Genomic DNA, 18,497 nt, shown 5'->3' on the forward strand with positions numbered 1-18,497 from the left:
ACGCCATTGAAACAATCATTGTTAAATCGTCTCAATTAATTCTAATCGAAAATCACCAACCTGATTTTTTTTGTACAAATTCGTCACAGAAGTGGAATAATTTTGTATCGTCCCCCTAAAGTTCAGGTCTCTTTCAGGAACTGACACATCAAACGTTTGCTGATACAGCAGCGTCGTAATATCATGATATTCATCGCTTCTCACCTTAAAAGCAAAACGAATTTTATGTAATGGCTCACCGTTTGGTTGATGAACCACTTCCTCTTCATACTCCTCTACTTGTATCTCTACACCATTCAATATTACTTTCTTCACCATACAATCCATCCCTCCTTGGCAGCTGTTTATAAAAAATCATAGCACGAACGCTTCCTGCCCACAAACTAGCATGCTTATGAATATACAACATAAATTCGAAGCTGTTTTGACTCTATTTAACCGGATGAACAGCAGCTAAAAACCCGTGCGATTTAGAACTGACTATGTAACATTTTTGATTTTACATAGTCAAGATGAATGCAGCCGTTTTTTGTTTGCCAAAAAATATACATTTAGAGGCGGCAGCAACAATCCGTTCGATTACGGATTCAAACGTTCTGCCAATTTCGCAGCCAAACATAAACAGAATCTTATTGGCTGCTTTCAGGCTTTTTAAGCTAGGGAAAACATGGATTTTTTTCACAGGACTTAACCCTATATTTTCTTAACCCGGCAGATAATCCGATATGATTTGAAAATCATGTATATTCTTTAAATATTTGTACAAACATATGTTGAGCAATGCTGATTTTTTCAGATTTTCCAGATGGTACAGGTTGCTTAAAATGCTATAATATGGAATAAACTAAGCGGAAAGAGCCAATGTTCACATATTTTTCATTCTCTATATATACATTTGTCAAAGAGAATTGACAAAAAGCTCATTTTTATAGAGTAAAATGAAATTCAAATTGTATTGGATCATCCTGATCATATACTCATGACCGGTTTCAAAGATTTATCCCGTTCAAAAGGAGGAAATAAAATTGTTATTTGAAGACCCCGTATTCAGCAGTCGAATGCTGACTATCCTTACACTTTCTTTTCACGCTATTTACGCAACCATTGGGGTAGGCGTTCCGTTGATGATCATGATTGCCCAGTGGGTTGGGATTAAAAAAAATGACGAACATTATCTTTTAATGGCTAGACGTTGGGCGCGGGGGTATGTCATCACCGTAGCTGTCGGCGTTGTAACAGGAACTGCGATTGGACTCCAGTTGTCATTGCTCTGGCCGAATTTTATGGAACTTGCCGGAAATGTGATCGCATTGCCGCTTTTTATGGAAGTATTTGCTTTTTTCTTTGAAGCAATCTTTCTCGGAATTTATATGTACACTTGGGAACGATTTAAAAATCAGCGGAAGCACCTGCTCTTTCTGATTCCTGTCTCCCTTGGCGCCGCCTTTTCTGCCTTTTTTATTACCATCGTCAACTCTTTTATGAATGCGCCACAAGGGTTTGACATTGTAAATGGTGAACTCATCAATGTCAATCCGCTGGGTGCGATTTTTAACCCGGCCATGCCGACAAAAGTCGCACACGTAGTCGCAACCGCCTTTATGACAGCCGCCTTTACGCTGGCATCTATTGCAGCATTCCAATTATTAAAAGGCTCCAACCATGTTTATCATAAAAAAGCCTTGTTTTTAACTATGAAAATAGGACTGATTTTCTCCATTGCAACAGCTGTTATCGGAGATTTTTCCGGCAAATATTTAGCTGAGTACCAGCCAGAGAAATTGGCGGCAGCGGAATGGCATTTTGAAACAGAAGGAAATGCTCCTCTAGTCATGTTTGGTATTTTAGATGACGAACAAAACATTAAATATGCACTTAAATTCCCATATTTGCTCAGTATTTTGGCGCATGGAGATCCAAATGCAGAAGTTATCGGACTAGACCAATTTTCAAATTTTGAATCTCCCCCGCTTTATATTCATTATTTTTTTGATATTATGGTAGCCATTGGCGTTTTCATGATTTTATTAGCACTTATCTATTGGATTGGGGTGAAGCGCGGATGGGCTTTCATCAACCAAAAATGGTTCCGCATGCTCATTGTGCTCGGAGGGCCTCTATCTTTTATCGCGATTGAGGCTGGCTGGTGGTTGACTGAATTTGGCCGTCAGCCTTGGATCCTTCGCGGAATTATGACAACGGGTGAAGCAGCAACTTCGAGCGGCCATGTAGGTCTTATGCTCATTCTTTTTGCCATTTTGTATTTGATTTTAGGAATCGGCACGATTGTGATTCTTCGCCGGTTGTTTAAAAATAATCCGGTGGAAAGAGAGCTTGAAAATCGATTAGGCGGTGAGCAGTCATGAGCTTGGAGATTATTGGGATATCCGTCCTTTGGATCTTTTTGTTCGGCTATGTGATCGTTGGATCCATTGATTACGGCGCTGGATTCTTTAATGCTTACAGCATTTTGAGCGGCAAGCAGCATATATTGTCCAAAATTATTCAACGCTACCTGTCTCCAGTTTGGGAGGTAACCAATGTATTTTTCGTTTTCTTCTTTGTTGGGATTGTCGGTTTTTTCCCAAAAACCGCATTTTATTATGGGACAACTCTCCTTGTTCCGGGAAGCATTGCGATTATTTTGCTTGCCATTCGCGGGTCTTATTACGCATTTGAAACGTATTCATCAAAAGGGCATAAAGGGTATGCCTTTATGTATGGATTGTCTGGATTATTGATCCCTGCATCATTATCTGTCGTCTTAGCCATTTCTGAAGGCGGATTTGTCTCGATGGTGGATGAGCATCCAGTTTTAAACTACGTAGCATTATTTAAAAGCCCATTATCTTGGAGCATCGTCGTTTTAAGTATTACGGCCGTCCTTTATATTTCAGCTGTTTTTCTTACATGGTACGCGAATCAAACTGGTGATACAGACGCAACGAATTTAATGAGAAAATATGCTCTTTTCTGGGCATTTCCTTTAATCATAACAGCTTGCGGCATCATTTATGAACTGAGCTATCACAACCAAGAGCATTTTGAACGCATCCTTAATTTATGGTGGATGTTCGCTTTATCGTTTCTTTTATATGTCGGGACTGTCTGGCTCATTTGGAAAAGAAAAAATTATGGATTGGCATTCGGATTGTTAGTAGGTCAATTTCTGTTAGCTTTCTTTGGATATGGAATCTCCCATTATCCGTACTTGCTTTATCCATATTTGTCCATTTATGACAGTTTTACAAACGAAGCTATGGCCATTTCCCTGATCATCGTTTTTATTTTAGGATTAGCCCTTTTGCTCCCTTCCCTTTATTTACTAATAAAACTGTTTCTGTTCGATAAAGATTATGTGAAAGGGCAAAACGCAAAATAAGGAGTGTGGAACGATGAAGACTTTTTTAATTACGTTTGCCCCCTTTCTCGTGCTATTCGCTGCTGCAGCTTTATCATTTTGGACAGCAGTGAAAGATGAGCTCATATCCAAAAGAGGATAAAAATTGAAGCAAGCTTAGAAATCAATCGAAAAAAAGCCGACAGTTTGCTCCATGTCGGCTTTCTTTAATTTGCTGTAAAGACACTTTGTTCAATTTGCTTCATTTGATAAAAGTATCCTTTTTTGTTCATCAATTCTTTGTAGGTTCCCGCTTCTACAATAGCTCCTTCATCCATAACGATAATTTGATCCATGTTTTCCAGACCGGCCAGACGATGACTGACAAGGATGACGGTATCATTTTTAGCAGCTTCAAACAGATGATGATAAATAGACTGTTCCGTTAAAGCATCCAAAAATGATGTCGGTTCATCAAGTATCCATAGCGGAGCTTTTTTCAACAATACCCTGGCGATCGCCAGTCTTTGCTTTTCCCCGCCCGATAAATTTCCTCCTCTTTCTAACAACGGATCGGCCAAAGAAAGATAGTCAAGCTTCACCTTTTTCAGCACATCTTCCAAATCTTCGTCAAGCACTGCATCTTTAGCAATCATTAGGTTATCGCGAACGGTACCGTAGAAAAAGTGGTTGTCCTGCAAAATAACGTTCGCATTTTTCCAAAGGCTATCGTCATCTAATTGATCGATCGGGATGCCGTTGATCCGAATCACCCCTTGATAGTTTTTATAAATTTTTAATAAAAGGGCCAGCAAGGTCGATTTGCCCGAACCACTAGGTCCGACAATGGCTGTTTTCGATCCTGCCGGAAATGTAATTGAAACATTTTTTAAAATTTCACCAAATAAATGAAAGGTGACATTCTCCATGACAATTGATGGAGCTTGTTGACCGGGAAGCTCCTTCATTTCTTTCTCATCAGACGTTTTTACAGAAGAGTCTTGATGCGTGGCGTCTGATAGTCTTGCAGCAGCTTGACGGCTGTCCTCTAAATAACTTGGAAAAGCAGCCATCGGTGCCGCATGTTCAAAAACAGTTAATGAAATCATTACAAGCATGGCAAGAAAAATACCATCTAATTGACCGCCTGCAACGAAATAGACGCCAAGCAAAAGAATAATCCAAGAGACAATTAAAGATACAAACGTATTGACAGATTGACTGAAGAGGTTATGGATTGCTTCACGTTCCTGTTCTTTCAAATAAGCATCGGAGCGTTGGGTAAGCTTCTCTTGTTTATGCTCAAGCTGTTGATAAATTTTTAAATCGCGAAACCCATAAAAAAACTCCGTAACTTCTGTCGATAAATTCCCGCGGCTTTGCCGAACATGACGCTCTACTTTTTTTAGTCTGAAAGCAAAGTAAGCCGGAATTAGGACAGTGGTGAAAATCAAACCGATACATAACACCAAGGCAATATAAAAGGAAAAGAACGAAGTGAAAAAAATGGTCCATAAAAATATGAGAGTGGATACGATCGGCGGATAAAAAACACGCAAAAAGAAGTTTTGCAGCGTTTCCACATCGCCGACAATTCTGGAGAGGAGATCTCCGCTCCGATATTTAAGAAAAATCGCGGGCACCAATGGCTCCAGCTTTTCAAAAAAAGAAACTCGCAACCGGCTTAATATATTGAATGTGGCGCGATGAGAAAAATAACGCTCCCCGTAACGGCTGCCGGCACTGATAAACCCTAACAGTTTTATACACGCTATGAAAACAGTCAGCGTGTAAATTGGCGGTGCAAGAGCTGCTTTAGAAATCAAATAGCCGCTTGAAGCAAACAAACTCACTGTCGCGATTCCTGTTATAAATCCGAAGAGAATGGACAAAAAAAGATCTTTCTTTTCTGTTAATGTCAGCTTTGTAATAAATAGCAAATCTTTCATTTTGCCATGCCTCCCTGTTGGAGCGTTGTCATTTTCCTGTACGCTTCAACTGATTCCAGCAATTCTTTATGTGTTCCGGATGAGATGAGTTCTCCATTTTCCAAAAAAAGAATTTTATCCGCATTTATAATGGTATGAAGCCGATGAGCGACGGTAATGACGGTGGAAGATTGAGCTAATTCCTTTATGGAATCCTGCAAAATTTGTTCTGTTTGAAGATCCAGTCCGGTCGTCGGCTCATCAAACAATATAATGGATGGTTTTTTCAAAAACGCTCGTGCCAGTGCAATTCGTTGTTTTTCTCCTCCGGAAATTCCCCTTCCTCCTTCTCCAATAGGTGTATCAAAACCATTTTCAAGTGATTGGACAAGCTTTAAAATTCCTGCCTTTTCGGCTGCTTGTTCGATTTCCTCTTTCGTTGCATCGAGTTTTCCTCCCAAGGCGATATTTTCCGCAATCGTTCCAGAAAAAAGATACGGATTTTGCGAAATATAGCTGATTTCATCGAACCAGCTCTTTTCGTTCAAATCAGACCGCCGAATTCCGTTCACATAAATTTCCCCTTCAGTAAGCGGAACAAGACCTGCAATCACATGTAATAAAGTCGATTTCCCAGCGCCGCTCTTTCCGACAATTGCCACTTGCTCAAACGGGCGGATTTCAGCATTTATATTTTTTAAGGCAAACCTATCTCCCTCGTAACGAAATCCCGCTCCTTCTATGCGAATGGTCGGAGGTCCTTCACCTTTTGGCAAAACTGCCTTCCCCCATTTTACTGGCTTTCCGATTGCGTTTAGCTCCTCTTCAATCTTTCTTGCCGCCCCCATACTCCCCCTGCCTGCATGAAAGGCGCTTCCTAAATCTTTCAGTGCATTATAAAACTCAGGAGCTAGAATCAGCATGAAAAACGCGGTAAAAAAAGAAATGTTTTGAAAAATAATTAAGCGAATCGCCACATCAAGGGCAATCAATCCCATACTAAGCATGGAAATGAACTCCAGCATAAAAGAAGAGGTAAAAGCAATTTTCAATACTTCCATCGTCGCATCACGAAAGCCATGGCTGCTTTTTCTGATCGCTTCTTTCTGCTGTTTCGCACGGTTGAACAGCTTAAGGGTTGTCAGCCCTTGCAAAGTGTCAAGAAAATGTCCCGATAAAGCGGTCATTTTCTCCATTTGCTCCTCCGATTTCTTTTTCGTTTTGTAGCCAATGATGATCATGAATATCGGTATAAATGGCGCTGTGATCACCATGATTAATCCAGTAAATGGATGGCTAGCAAACACAACGAAAAGAATGAGAAGAGGTATGATCGACGTTTGAACTGCCTTTGGAATATAAATGCTAAAGTAGCTGTCGATTTCATCTACCGCATCCAGCAATACACTTGCTTTTTGTCCTGTTTTCCCTTGCAGCGATACTTGCAGCGGGTTGCTTGAAAATTTATTTAATAAAGATTGGCGAAGATCTTTTTTCACTTTGGACGCTATTTTAATTCCTGTTAAACCGCTGAAATAATGGGATGCAGTTCTGGCCAACAGAACAATGAACAAACCTAAAAGCAACTGGAAAACATCAGCAAAAGACTGTTTCTGTAAAAAAATGCGATCGACTATCGCCGCAAAAAAATAAGCTTGTCCAATAATGGCAGCACCAGAGATTAAAGCAAGCACGATTAGCAACATCAATTTTGTTTTCTGCTTAAAAGCCAATTTTTTTAGCTGAACCATCCTTTCATGCCTCCAAAAAAACACGTCCATAGATAAGTTTGATGAAACTTGAAGAAACTCTTTTAACATGGCAGTCCAAACGTTTTACAGTTCGCAAATACTTTCAAACAAGTATACATGATAAAATATATTCAAGTAAAACAACGGCCTCACCATTTTTTTAAAGTCTTCTATTCTTAGTTTACAGCATTGTAATAGTTGAATAACATGCTTAGATGAAAGAAAAATTTTTATTCGTTTATATAGAAAAGATATCAAATCGTGAAACTAATTTGATTTTCTATCGTATATAACATTGAAACTGAGTTCACAAAAATACAAATACTTTCATACAGGGGGAAGTCGAAATTGAAAAAATTATTAGCAGCTTTGTTTGCTTTCGCGCTTATTTTTTCACCTGTTGGAAATGTTGTTTTTCAAGATCATCCAACGATAGTAGAGGCGAAGTCATACAAATCAGGGAAAAAAAGCTTCAATTTGAATAAAAATACCACAACGAACAGTTCGAATTTCCAAGATAAAAAGGCAAACACTCCAAAAAATCAATCTGCCGCCTCCAAAGGCACATTCTCATCAGGAGGATTTTTCAAAGGCCTTATGTTAGGAGGGCTTGCCGGATTATTATTTGGCGGACTGCTAGCAAACATGGGTATATTCGGTTCAATTTTAGGTTTATTCATTAATTTGCTGGCAATCGTTATTCTCATCTCGATCATTCGCAAAATTTTCGTCCTGATCAAGCATAAAAAAGAAAAAGAGGCTGCTAATCCATGGAAAAGCTGATCATTCCGGAGCAAGATATTATTAACGCAATCTGCGTGTACATTTCCCGAAAAAAACAAATAAAGCCGGAAGAAGTTGTAGTGGAGCTGATGTATGACGACGATTACGGCTTTTCTGCCGAAGCGTATGTAAACGACCGAAAGCAAGTACTTATTACCGCAAACATCATCGAAGCTCTGCGTCTTTGGCTCGATGAATTTTTAAACGAAGACCCGTACGCTGGGATTGAACTTGTGTTGGATGATGAAGAAGGAATGATTGCCATCGTCAAAGGAAGATAAACGAACAATCTTTAAAAATAATCAGCACAAATTCGGCTGACTATGGATTGCGCTGGAACATTATGAAAAATGTTTCGGCGCTTTTTCATGTTTCCAATTAAAATCCACTCTGAATTTAAAAAAACTCTATTTTATTGATTTTTTAAAATGCGATGAATCTCTTTAATCTCTACCCCGTATTCAACTGAACGTGCTGACAATTCCTCAATCACACGCTGCTGACGTGCTACAAATTGTTCTAAATTCTCATAAGTTTTAGGGATTCCTGTAATTTTTCGTTCGATATTTTCCATTTTTACTTCTAATCGGGATTGTCCTTCTTTTAGTTCTTTCATCCCTACTTTTAGCTCTTTCAACTCTTCTTTTACACCTTGTTGTTCGACTGCCAAACGGTGTTGTCCTTCTTTTAGTTCTTTCAGCTCTTCCTTCATATCTTTTTGCTCAACTGCTAAACGAGACTGACCTTCCTTTAGCTCTTTCAGCTCTTCCTTCATACCTTTTTGCTCAACTGCTAAACGAGACTGACCTTCCTTTAGCTCTTTCAGCTCCTTCTTCATATCTTTTTGCTCAACTGCTAAACGAGACTGACCTTCTTTTAGCTCTTTCAGCTCCTTCTTCATATCTTTTTGCTCAACTGCTAAACGAGACTGACCTTCCTTTAGCTCTTTCAGCTCTTCCTTCATACCTTTTTGCTCAACTGCTAAACGAGACTGACCTTCTTTTAGCTCTTTCAGCTCCTCCTTCATACCTTTTTGCTCAACTGCTAAACGAGACTGACCTTCTTTTAGCTCTTTCAGCTGTTCCTTTACACCTTGTTGTTCGACTGCTAAACGGGATTGTCCTTCTTTCATTTCTTTTAGCTCTGATAATATTAATTTTAACGCTTCTTCCATCATATTAAACCTCCATCATGATTCATTTTATAATAACAAATATCTATCCTCTAAACGTTTCTACATAAAATAATAGAACAAATGTTTGGTTTTGTGAAGAAAAAGTTTCATATTAACTTCTGCTTTTATAATGATTATAATACACTTTTCTCTGACAGAAAGGTCTTAATACCACCTTTTTTCCTCGATTAATCTTTATTAGGAAATTTTCGAAAGCACCGATAAAAAAATTTCACATTTTCTCAGATCATTCATTTTTTTCCCTTTTGAATACTAAGTTTGACTTTTCCCCATTCCGATACATCAGCTCCTCCAGGTTTTGTTTGATTTTTTCTTGTAGTTTGTTCGATTCTTCAAATTGTTCGAGCAACCGTTTCGTTAGTTCGGCTATTTTTTGCTCAAAAGGAATGTCTTCTTCTTCTTCTTCTGCCTCTGTTCCGACGTACATGCTTGGTGTCAGTTTGTAGTCGTTTTGTTGTACTTCTTCAAGTTTTGCAATTTTACAGAAACCTTCAATATTTTCGCAGCTTTTTGCATGTTCATATTTAAATGCTCGATAAACTGATGCGATTTTATCAATTTCTTCTTTAGACAATGCTTTTTGCTTGCGGCTGACGGGCTTTCCCATTTTTCGGGCATCGATAAACAAAATTTTGTTTCTTCGAGCACGGTAACCGTTTTTTCCATCGCGATTTTTGCTTAAAAAGAACAAACAGCACGGTATGCCTGTTGTGAAAAACAGTTTTTCCGGCAATTGGACAACGCAATCGATGTACCCTTCATCCACCAATATTTTCCGCACTTCCTTTTCTTCCTTAATATTAGTTGTCATTGCGCCATTTGCCATCACAAACCCTGCTGATCCTGCATCATTTAAATGGTATAAGAAATGCTGCATCCACATATAGTTTGCATTGCTGTTTGTAACAGGCCCGATCAAGCGCGGATCGCTTTTCGATATTCTGTCCGCCCCCCAATCTTTTTGATTAAACGGCGGGTTGGCAATCACATAATCAGCCTTTAATTCAGGAAATTGATCGTTCAACAGCGAATCTCCCAGCCGTATTTCCGCATTGATGCCATGAAGCAATACGTTCATTTTTCCAAGACGTACTGTCGTGACGACATTTTCCTGTCCGTAAAATAAAAGAGACTTTTTATTCGGCGCATACCTCCCGCTTTGAATAAACATTCCACCGCTTCCACACGCTGGATCAAACACGATACCTCTTTTTGGTTCAAGCATCTCCACCAGCAATTCCACAATACAGGATGGGGTAAAAAACTCGCCGCCTCTGTTCCCTTCTGACGAAGCAAATGAACTAATAAAATACTCATAAGTACGACCGAGTATATCTATGCTGTCTTCCGAGCTGCCACTAAACACATCACGTGAAAAAATTTCAATTAATCCAGCAACATTTTCTACCGGTAAGTTCAAGCCTTGATAAATTTGCGGCAGCACCCCTGTCAATTCTGGGTTTTCTTCCTCGATTCGCTTCATCGCATTATCGAGAATTTCTTTAATATTCGGCTGTTTAGCATTTTTCATTATATAGTGCCAGCTTGCTTCCTTCGGGACGACAAACACATTTTTATCTCTATATTGATGAGAATCTGAAACGAAACCTTGCTGCATTTCTTCATTTTCCGCAAAAATTTGCTCCAACTCATTGCAGCTCTGTTCATATTTATTCGAAAGATAGCGCAAAAAAATAAGCGGCAGTACATAATGTTTATAGTCAGCTGGAGCCACGCTTCCGCGCATTTTATTAGCTGCTTCAAATAATTCTTTTTGGAAATCAATCTCTGCTTTAACCGCCATGGTTTTCCCCCTCTAAATCTTGCTGTCGATTCATTGTATTTTAAAAATATTTTAGCATAATCTGTCTTCCTCTTTTTCAAAACAAAAGAGCGGCCCATGCTTTGGCCGCAATAAGAAACAAAATAAATTTTCGAATTTTCACAATATGAACTGTCGATTGATATCCTCTTCCTGCAAACTTTTGGGCATTTATGTTCTTCATCAATTCTGAATTTGGTTGAAAAAATAATACCCTTTCTACATATGCTGCTTTAATCAAGAAAAACGTGCCAGTGCTTTTTGCTGAAGGGATAAAAAAATTTAATTTACAAAATCTTTAAACTTTCACTGCATCCATACAGCAGCTTTCTTTTCCAATCTTCTCGATCATTTACGTGCTCACCATTTTATAACTAGATCGTAACCCGGGCTGAATTCAAATAAAGGAAGATGCTTTACAGTCTTACAATTTTTTGCATTTTCACATTTTTTTAAAACGTACCGTCCCTATCATCATAACAGTTTCAGAAATGATCAAATGCTAAAATAAATCCCAAACGATAAAACTTAAAAAACTAGGTTACCTGTCATGTTTCCCTTTAAAAAAATGAAGGAAAGTAAAATCTCCTTTATTATTTTACCTTCCCCATACATTAGGATGTAACAAATTGACTCTTGAAGAACCGTCACGGTTCAGCTTTTTATACTTGTTTGTTGTCTCCAATAATTTACGTAAAGCAAACTCAAACTCTTCGTGCGATAATTGCTTAGTAGCCAATAAATAGTAAAGAACGGCAAATGCAATGGGTATCGTATCAACTTGAATATTTACATCAACATTTACATCTGAATTACCGCTCGAATCAATGGAAGATTTATTTGATTGAGGGCTTTGAGTAGAAGCATTCCGTAACCAAGAGAACTCTCCTTTATCTAAATGTTCCATAACATTCTCACCCTATATTATAGGTGGGACAAAAAAGACATCTCACCCACATTTAATTATGCTCAATTAATCTCTTTGCTCTTGGTTTTGATCTTGATCAGATTCTGCTTTCGACCGAACTTTTGCATCTGAATCGGAATCAACATGAATATCAATTTCCACTTTTGAGTTGCCGCTATTATTTACTTTTGCAATATTTGTGTTACGATCAATATTTTTTAATTTATTCTCTAATTCGTTGTCCGTATCCACATCAACGTCACTTTTAAAATCTACATCAGCTTTTGCCTTTGCGTTCGCACGTTTTTCTGAATCGGAGCGTCTATTCTCTTCTTTGTCTGGATACCATACACTCATTCGTTTCACCACCTTTCTTGCTTTTGTCAATATAGTATTCATCACTAGCGTCGCATTAAAATTATACAATTCGATTAATATTACAGAATATTCTGTTAGTAAACTTCTCCATAAAAAAATCCTTTATAATGGTTTGGTGGTAGTAACCTATCCAAATCCAATATAAAGGAGCATAGCATGAATAAGTTTACACGAAAAACATCTTATGAACAATGGTTTTCACCGATTAATTCTTCATTATTTACAGAATTAGTGGAAAGCCATCAATTAACTCGCTATACCAAGAAGCTTTATATGGCTTCTTTTGTGAAACTCCTTTTATATGCAGGGCTTCATGAAACAGAGAGTTTGCGTGCATTAAGCGATGCGGTCTTCTCCGAAAAATTACAGCGAGCAACAGGATTACAATCGATTAGCTTTTCACAGTTAGGAAGACGAATCAATGTGATTCCAACCGTTTTCTTTCAAACGATTTTTCTCGATTTAGTGGAACGAATTCATCAGAAAACTCATTTTCAAACGCGAAGAAAAATGACAAGGCCACTCAAAATCATTGATTAGAGCACGTTACCTCTGAATTTGACCAACCATAAGTGGGCCGAGTTTCGAAAAACAAAGTCAGGTGTCAAGTTACACTTGCGCCTGGTTTTCATGGGAAAAGGGTACTCATAGCCGGACAAAGCAGTTTTGACGAACGCCATTGAACACGATTGAGGTCAACTAGAGGTATTTATTGATGACAAAGAATGCCTGTACGTGTTTGACCGTGGTTACTTAGATTATGAACGTTTTGATCGTATGACAGATGATGGCTATTTCTTTGTTTCACGATTACGGAAAAACGCTGTAGTTCGTGTATTGGAGACCTTTTCTCTGCCAGAAAATTCATCTGTTTTGTCTGATGAAATGGTGGTCATTGGCACCACACAAAATCGTTCTGAGAATGCGTTCCGTTTACTGAAATTGGTTGATACAAAAGGAAACACACTGCATTTACTCACAAATCGTTTCGACATAAGTGCAGATGAAATAGCAGAAATCTATAAATCGCGCTGGGCAATTGAATTGTTTTTCAAATGGATGAAACAACATTTAAACATTAAAAAGTTCTATGGACACAGTGAACAAGCAGTACACAACCAAATGTACATGGCGATGATTGTGTATTGCTTAAATGTATTAGCACAGTTGAATACGAATAGCCATCGTAGCTATTTACAAATAAGTCGCTATTTAAAAGCAGCTTTATGGAAATCTGCACACAATTGGTTACGAAAAATAAAAGGGAAGAGTGTCCCGTAAGGTTGAGTTGTCGTTGTCTCATTCATCTTAGGTTATAGGTAAAAAATAGATGTTTACTACCTTTATTATAGTGTTTTCACTTTTTACCAATTTCATAAAAAAAATATAGACTGAAAATTCAAAATTTATTTAAGCGACACTAGTGAGTTTTGGGGAATAGTAGGTGTAGGGTTGGAGTTGCTCTTCGTTGATGTCGATTACTTCTTTTAATGCATGAAATATTTCCTATATCTACTTCCTTAACTATTACTACCACTAATTTGTTTGATCAGTAGATGAAATTCCGGGAAGACGTTGAAGTAAATCAATTTCAGGAATATTCCCTGGGAAATTCATACTCCCTTTTGACACAGAGGGTTTAGAACGACTGAGATGTTTTTGCAATGGGCCATTAGAATGAACTTTGCCAAATATGTATTTTTATTTTACTCCATCACCAAGCCTCCTTTCCTATGTCAAAATAAAAAAACTGCCCTTAAAAATTCTAAAGAGGGCAGTTGAATAGACAATACATCCGCTAATAACCTTCTTAAAAAGAATCAAAACCATTCTTTATAGGAAGGGCAGCTGGCTGGCATGTCTATCAAAATAGATTTAGCCCCTTTAGCTTTGCGTCCTACCCTTTCGAGTAGTTTGCCGAAACAAAATTATATTTTTGTAGAAATTTGTAGGAATTTATCAAATAATATCTCTTACTTAATTGTATAACAAATTTTATAGTGAAAATGGTATAGTTAAAATGAACTATTTTTAAAATTGATAGGCAAAAAGTTTTAATCGAATGTATGACAATTAGCCTGTTAATCACGAGAAATTTAGGATCAATTGATTAGTAACAAGCCAACGTGTAATAGTCAGCTTCTTGATTTCTTTATTGGTGAAGACAAAAGACCTATGGAAGGCAGTAAATTTTTCAATTTATTCTCTACATGACAGAAGCTATGACACAAAGCCAACCACTTTTAATAAAAAACAATACAAAAAGCGGACGAAGAAAACTTGTTCTTTTTCTTCCGTCCGCTTTATTTTTGTGGCTTATCGGGTAAAGCTTTTCCAGAATATTGATGATTTACATACAGACGGGGAATGACCTCTGATTATGGACTTATTTTTGTACCACTTAAAATAGAAAAATATACTCTGTTTAAGAAAAGAAAGGCAGAGAAAAATGGAACATAAATTTTTGCCTTAACCTTAAGCTTGGTACAGTTATGAATTTTAATCTATACAGGGCATATCCCAATAGAATAAGATGTCTTTCTACATCAGGAATAGTTAAAATAGTTGGACATTTTTTTAATGAAAAGCATGTAGCTGCTCTTTGAAAAGAAATAAGAAGGGCTCTTCGATGCTTTAACTTATTTCCAATGGTGACGAAATGGCTGGTACAGATAAAGCCCTCAACAATTCCTAGGAAGCCGCTCGTAAAACTGCGGAGAATTATTTTAAAAAAGTTGATTTTAGCTGAAAAAAATGAACTATTACCCAAGTCAACTTTCCGGAGGACAACAACAGCGCGTGGCAATTGCACAAGAGCTTGCTATGGAACCAAAAGCGATGTTATATGATGAATCGACATCTGCCTTTGATCCCGAATTACATCTTGCAATCGGCGGATAAAAAAAGCCGCCTTAAAGTCATTCTGAAATGACCGTTTAAGACAGCTCGTCGAAAAAATTTTCGTTTACCAATAGTACGGATAACCGCCATAAAATCCTCCGTAATACGGCGGATAAAACGGATATGGCCGCGGTCCTACCAGTGCACTACCTAAAAAGCCGCCGAGCAAGCCGCCAAAAAACGGCGCACCGAAGAAAAAGGGGTTCCGCCCTCCGAAGAAAAAGGGTCTCCTTCCGAAAAATTGACGTTCCGGGTACATTTTCCATACCTCCCGTTGTAACAATTTACATCTCAATATTTTTTATGCATTCGTCACGGCTTTGGTATGGGCATATGTTGGATATCCGGCAAACGTCAAGATTTATTTTAAATAGATGGATGAAAGAATCCCTCCGCTCTCAGCATTCTAAAGAAGCCTCTATGAAGATACGTCATGATTTTGGGGTTCCGCAAAAATGCCCGTTTCCGGGAGAAAAATGCTTTTGGATAATAGACAGGCGTTATTCCCACCGTGCGGTTTTCCCGTTCCGCTAATGAATCAAAAACGTTGGGGCAGCGACAAACACACCAGCATTCCCTCTCCATAAGCGAATTAGGGAAAAATCTTGGGGCATCTCGTCTTCCCTGTCAGCTAAATTTTTTTTACGATAAAATCGCCCGAAACGAACTTCCCATCCATAGCAAAACACCCTTGAGGAAAGGCGATTGCTGCCTTAAGCCCTTTTTATTGCCTGGCTTCGAATAAATAAGGTAAGATAAATCTAACATCGGTATGAACGAACAGTAATCAAAGGAGGGGCCAACGGATGGAAATCGGCATTTACACATTTGGAGAACGGACGGTTGATCCGGAAACCGGTCAATTGATCAGCCCGGGGGAACGGCTGCAAAACTTGATGGAGGAAATTGAACTAGCCGATCAAGTCGGACTGGATGTGTTCGGCATTGGCGAACATCATCGTCCCGACTACACCGTATCGGCTCCAGCGGTAGTGCTGGCCGCTGCCGGGACCCGCACCAAACGCATTCGGTTGACCAGTGCAGTAAACGTCTTAAGCTCTGACGATCCGGTGAGGGTGTTTCAACAATTTGCCACCTTGGACCTGCTCACTCAAGGCCGCGCTGAAATCATGGTCGGCCGCGGTTCGTTTATCGAATCCTTTCCCCTTTTTGGCTACGACCTGAAAGATTATGACGAGCTTTTTGAAGAAAAGCTTGATCTGCTGCTCAAGCTGCGAGAATCCGAACGGGTCACATGGGCGGGAAAGCATCGTCCGTCGCTGGACAATCTAGGGATCTATCCGCGGCCCCTGCAAAATCCGCTTCCGGTTTGGATAGCCGTTGGAGGAACCCCGGAGTCGGCCGTCCGTGCAGGCATGCTCGGTCTTCCGATGGCACTGGGCATCATCGGTGGTCTGCCCGAACGGTTCGCGCCCTTTGCTCAATTACACCGGGAGGCAGCGCAAAAGGCGGGGCACGAAACGCCACACCTCAGTATCAATTCACATGGTTTTCTCGCCGATTCGTCGCAGGAAGCAGCTGACATTGCATTTCCAGCGTTTAAAACGATGATGGATCGGCTGGGACGGGAACGCGGTTGGCCGCCATTGACCCGGGAGCAGTTCGAATTCTCTCTTTCCTTACGGGGCGCCAATTTTGTCGGCAGCCCTGAGCAAGTGATCGAAAAAATCTTGTTCCAGCATGAAATTTTCGGCCACGATCGCTTCCTTCTGCAATTGACCGTCGGCACGCTGCCGCACAAAAAAGTGTTGCGTGCCATCGAACTGCTGGGTACTAAAGTGGCACCGGCCGTCAAGCGGGAAATTGCCCGCACAAATCGGAAACCGTAACCGATATCCACTAAAAGAAGCTAGCAGCAAGAAAAGGTTTCGGCTGGGCAACAACGGGTGCTGAATCAATTTAATCGGTGGACCATTTCATACTTGTTTCCGCAAGGATCCTGAAAATAAACCGCATAATAAGTCGGGCTGATCGGGAACTGCCAGGGGCCGCTGTCGATGGTGCCCCCATATCGAACTACAAGCTCTGCAATCCGGTCCACCTCCTCCCGGTCATGCGCCCAAAACCCGATCAAATTCTCGTTTGGCTTATGATTGGGATCTTCCGTGATAGCGAAATAAGGAACGCTCGGAAGCTCTCCCTCCGCTGCAAACACTTTCCATTTTTCCGAATGGAAAGTGCGGGTAAAACCCAATGCAGGAAGAAGATTCTCATAAAACGTGCGCACTTTCTCCCATGAATTTACTCTTAAATCGATATGACTGTATCTATTCATTGCGCCCCTCCAAATAATTTTTAATTTGCTCCAGCTTGTCTGCCCAGAAGCGTCTCATCAATTCTCTTACATAGACATCATCCAGCATTTCCTGATGGATGGCGATCGTCGTTTTGCCCGAATCCGTGGGCAGCAAATACAATTGAAGCCGGGAAGGCTTTTCCCATTCCGGAAGTTTCCATTTCATGCGGAGCTTTCGAAATGGCAAAACTACCGTAAGTTTCCCGCAGATACCTTCCTTAGATTTAAATTCGTAACCCTTTTGCAGTCGAAACTCGGAGACGTCCCCGATCCATAAGAGCAAGCCATGCGGCGAAGTCAAATAGTCCCAAACCTTTTCCTTCTCCACCTTTATCGTTTTTCGGACGCCGATTTGAACGCCCGCATCTTTGGTGACACCAACAGGAATCCTGCCGAGCAGCTGTCCATACTTGACGGTCAGCCATTCCCCCATTCATCCGACACCTGAAATTGTTCGCATATGTGCTCCTTCATATGTTCGTGAGACCAAGAAGGATCCACAGCCTGTTTCAAGGTGGCAACCCATTCTTCCCAGGTAATTCCCGTCGCATCCTGAACAGCCTGTCGAAAAACGGCCCCTGGCATTTTCATTCCTCCCCTCTTTTCAGTGAAAAAAGAAACACGATAGGATCAAAATCTTTTTGACGGCATCCTGAGCGGCATGGATACTGCACGACAGGTTGTACTTCGCAACTATGCAAATAAGTCAGTTGGATGAGGCCGTTCATTTGTATTGGATGCAGCCAGCTTTTTCGTCATTATTTGAGGATAATCACTCTATTAAATGATCAAACCTTTTTCTTTCCATCAGACAAAATGAACGAACGGATGCTCTGCATTTCTGCCATCACCAACCTCAAGGGACAAAGAGTCCAAGTAGGAATCGTAGCCCCTTCAAACTTCACAAAATATACAGAATCAGGATTATCGAGATAGACTTATAACTCATGACAAAGAGAACCGATAGAAATCCTTGCCCCTGCAAACTTCGTAAAAACAAATCAGAATCATCGAAATAGACTTATAGCATACGACATTGAGAACCAATGGAAATCCTCACTCCAACTAACTTCGTAAAATAAACCGAATCAGGATTATCGAAATAGACATGTAACTCACCACAAAAAGGGCAAGTGGCAATCGGCTCCCCTGTAAACTTCGTAAAACCGGATCAG

At 39.7% G+C, this 18,497-nt stretch carries 17 protein-coding genes, 2 pseudogenes and 1 riboswitch; of the genes and pseudogenes, 7 read left to right on the forward strand and 12 right to left on the reverse strand.

The genetic code is table 11. The annotated features are described in order from the left end of the window. Nucleotides 1–21: 21 nt before the first annotated feature. Both NSQ94_RS12890 and NSQ94_RS12895 read right to left on the reverse strand, forming a co-directional pair. Nucleotides 22–318 (reverse strand): DUF3219 family protein, encoded by a 297-nt coding sequence (locus tag NSQ94_RS12890; RefSeq protein WP_094245447.1) that lies wholly within the window; start codon nt 316–318, stop codon nt 22–24. A gap of 181 nt (nt 319–499) precedes the next feature. Continuing rightward, complete coding sequence (locus NSQ94_RS12895) at nt 500–682, reverse strand: hypothetical protein (RefSeq protein ID WP_339229289.1); 183 nt, start codon at nt 680–682, stop codon at nt 500–502. 343 nt (nt 683–1,025) lie between these two features. Between NSQ94_RS12895 and NSQ94_RS12900 the strand changes: the two genes are divergently transcribed. Both NSQ94_RS12900 and NSQ94_RS12905 read left to right on the forward strand, forming a co-directional pair. After that, complete coding sequence (locus NSQ94_RS12900) at nt 1,026–2,366, forward strand: cytochrome ubiquinol oxidase subunit I (protein ID WP_094245446.1); 1,341 nt, start codon at nt 1,026–1,028, stop codon at nt 2,364–2,366. Further along, nucleotides 2,363–3,382 (forward strand): cytochrome d ubiquinol oxidase subunit II, encoded by a 1,020-nt coding sequence (locus NSQ94_RS12905; protein ID WP_063386398.1) that lies wholly within the window; start codon nt 2,363–2,365, stop codon nt 3,380–3,382. Before NSQ94_RS12900 ends, NSQ94_RS12905 begins: the two co-directional genes overlap by 4 nt. 185 nt (nt 3,383–3,567) lie before the next feature. Here the strand turns inward: NSQ94_RS12905 and cydC are convergent, their stop codons facing one another. Together cydC and cydD are read right to left on the reverse strand one after the other, a co-directional pair. Further along, a complete protein-coding gene (gene cydC / locus NSQ94_RS12910) occupies nt 3,568–5,289 on the reverse strand; it encodes a thiol reductant ABC exporter subunit CydC (protein ID WP_066251674.1) in 1,722 nt (573 codons plus the stop codon). Further along, nucleotides 5,286–7,019, reverse strand: coding sequence for a thiol reductant ABC exporter subunit CydD (gene cydD, locus NSQ94_RS12915; RefSeq protein ID WP_339229292.1), 1,734 nt, complete (start codon nt 7,017–7,019; stop codon nt 5,286–5,288). The genes cydC and cydD overlap by 4 nt, the downstream gene beginning before the upstream one ends. Nucleotides 7,020–7,367: 348 nt before the next feature. On the opposite strand from cydD, the gene NSQ94_RS12920 reads away from it, so the two are divergent. Together NSQ94_RS12920 and NSQ94_RS12925 are read left to right on the forward strand one after the other, a co-directional pair. Next, nucleotides 7,368–7,802: a hypothetical protein gene (locus NSQ94_RS12920; protein ID WP_327874009.1), complete on the forward strand. Its 435-nt coding sequence runs from the start codon at nt 7,368–7,370 to the stop codon at nt 7,800–7,802. After that, nucleotides 7,790–8,083 (forward strand): YxcD family protein, encoded by a 294-nt coding sequence (locus NSQ94_RS12925; protein ID WP_066251682.1) that lies wholly within the window; start codon nt 7,790–7,792, stop codon nt 8,081–8,083. Before NSQ94_RS12920 ends, NSQ94_RS12925 begins: the two co-directional genes overlap by 13 nt. A gap of 131 nt (nt 8,084–8,214) precedes the next feature. Here NSQ94_RS12925 and NSQ94_RS12930 read toward each other — a convergent pair whose 3' ends face one another. From NSQ94_RS12930 to NSQ94_RS12945, 4 genes are all read right to left on the reverse strand, one after another. Continuing rightward, nucleotides 8,215–8,979 carry a hypothetical protein gene (locus tag NSQ94_RS12930; RefSeq protein ID WP_339199374.1) on the reverse strand — a complete coding sequence of 255 codons (765 nt, stop codon included), beginning with the start codon at nt 8,977–8,979 and terminating at the stop codon, nt 8,215–8,217. Between the two features lie 244 nt (nt 8,980–9,223). Next, nucleotides 9,224–10,801 carry a class I SAM-dependent DNA methyltransferase gene (locus tag NSQ94_RS12935; protein WP_339229294.1) on the reverse strand — a complete coding sequence of 526 codons (1,578 nt, stop codon included), beginning with the start codon at nt 10,799–10,801 and terminating at the stop codon, nt 9,224–9,226. A gap of 616 nt (nt 10,802–11,417) precedes the next feature. Then, the gene (locus NSQ94_RS12940; RefSeq protein ID WP_063386406.1) at nt 11,418–11,726 is read right to left on the reverse strand and encodes a hypothetical protein; all 309 of its coding nucleotides are present in this window, start codon (nt 11,724–11,726) and stop codon (nt 11,418–11,420) included. Between the two features lie 66 nt (nt 11,727–11,792). Further along, a complete protein-coding gene (locus tag NSQ94_RS12945) occupies nt 11,793–12,083 on the reverse strand; it encodes a hypothetical protein (RefSeq protein WP_063386407.1) in 291 nt (96 codons plus the stop codon). A 177-nt stretch (nt 12,084–12,260) separates the two neighbouring features. Here NSQ94_RS12945 and NSQ94_RS12950 point away from each other — a divergent pair. Together NSQ94_RS12950 and NSQ94_RS12955 are read left to right on the forward strand one after the other, a co-directional pair. Further along, nucleotides 12,261–13,385, forward strand: a pseudogene (locus tag NSQ94_RS12950) (IS4 family transposase). A gap of 559 nt (nt 13,386–13,944) precedes the next feature. After that, a riboswitch (cyclic di-GMP riboswitch) is annotated at nt 13,945–14,033 on the reverse strand. 819 nt (nt 14,034–14,852) lie between these two features. Then, nucleotides 14,853–14,984, forward strand: a pseudogene (locus tag NSQ94_RS12955) (ATP-binding cassette domain-containing protein); the annotation flags it as partial. Between the two features lie 85 nt (nt 14,985–15,069). Here the strand turns inward: NSQ94_RS12955 and NSQ94_RS12960 are convergent. Beyond that, a complete protein-coding gene (locus NSQ94_RS12960; RefSeq protein WP_063386410.1) occupies nt 15,070–15,264 on the reverse strand; it encodes a hypothetical protein in 195 nt (64 codons plus the stop codon). A gap of 547 nt (nt 15,265–15,811) precedes the next feature. Between NSQ94_RS12960 and NSQ94_RS12965 the strand changes: the two genes are divergently transcribed. After that, nucleotides 15,812–16,855 (forward strand): LLM class flavin-dependent oxidoreductase, encoded by a 1,044-nt coding sequence (locus tag NSQ94_RS12965; RefSeq protein ID WP_144597521.1) that lies wholly within the window; start codon nt 15,812–15,814, stop codon nt 16,853–16,855. Nucleotides 16,856–16,920: 65 nt separating this feature from the next. On the opposite strand, the gene NSQ94_RS12970 is transcribed toward NSQ94_RS12965, so the two are convergent. Genes NSQ94_RS12970 through NSQ94_RS12980 form a run of 3 tightly spaced genes read right to left on the reverse strand, consistent with a single transcriptional unit; the run spans nt 16,921 to nt 17,907 of the window. Continuing rightward, complete coding sequence (locus NSQ94_RS12970) at nt 16,921–17,301, reverse strand: VOC family protein (protein WP_066249966.1); 381 nt, start codon at nt 17,299–17,301, stop codon at nt 16,921–16,923. Next, nucleotides 17,294–17,755 (reverse strand): SRPBCC domain-containing protein, encoded by a 462-nt coding sequence (locus NSQ94_RS12975; protein ID WP_066249963.1) that lies wholly within the window; start codon nt 17,753–17,755, stop codon nt 17,294–17,296. Before NSQ94_RS12975 ends, NSQ94_RS12970 begins: the two co-directional genes overlap by 8 nt. Then, entirely contained in the window at nt 17,740–17,907 is a 168-nt protein-coding gene (locus tag NSQ94_RS12980; RefSeq protein WP_235600397.1) for a hypothetical protein, read from the reverse strand. The genes NSQ94_RS12975 and NSQ94_RS12980 overlap by 16 nt, the downstream gene beginning before the upstream one ends. Between the last annotated feature and the right edge of the window lie 590 nt (nt 17,908–18,497).

This window comes from Aeribacillus sp. FSL K6-2833 (assembly GCF_037965815.1).
In the GTDB taxonomy this organism is placed as follows: domain Bacteria; phylum Bacillota; class Bacilli; order Bacillales; family Aeribacillaceae; genus Aeribacillus; species Aeribacillus composti.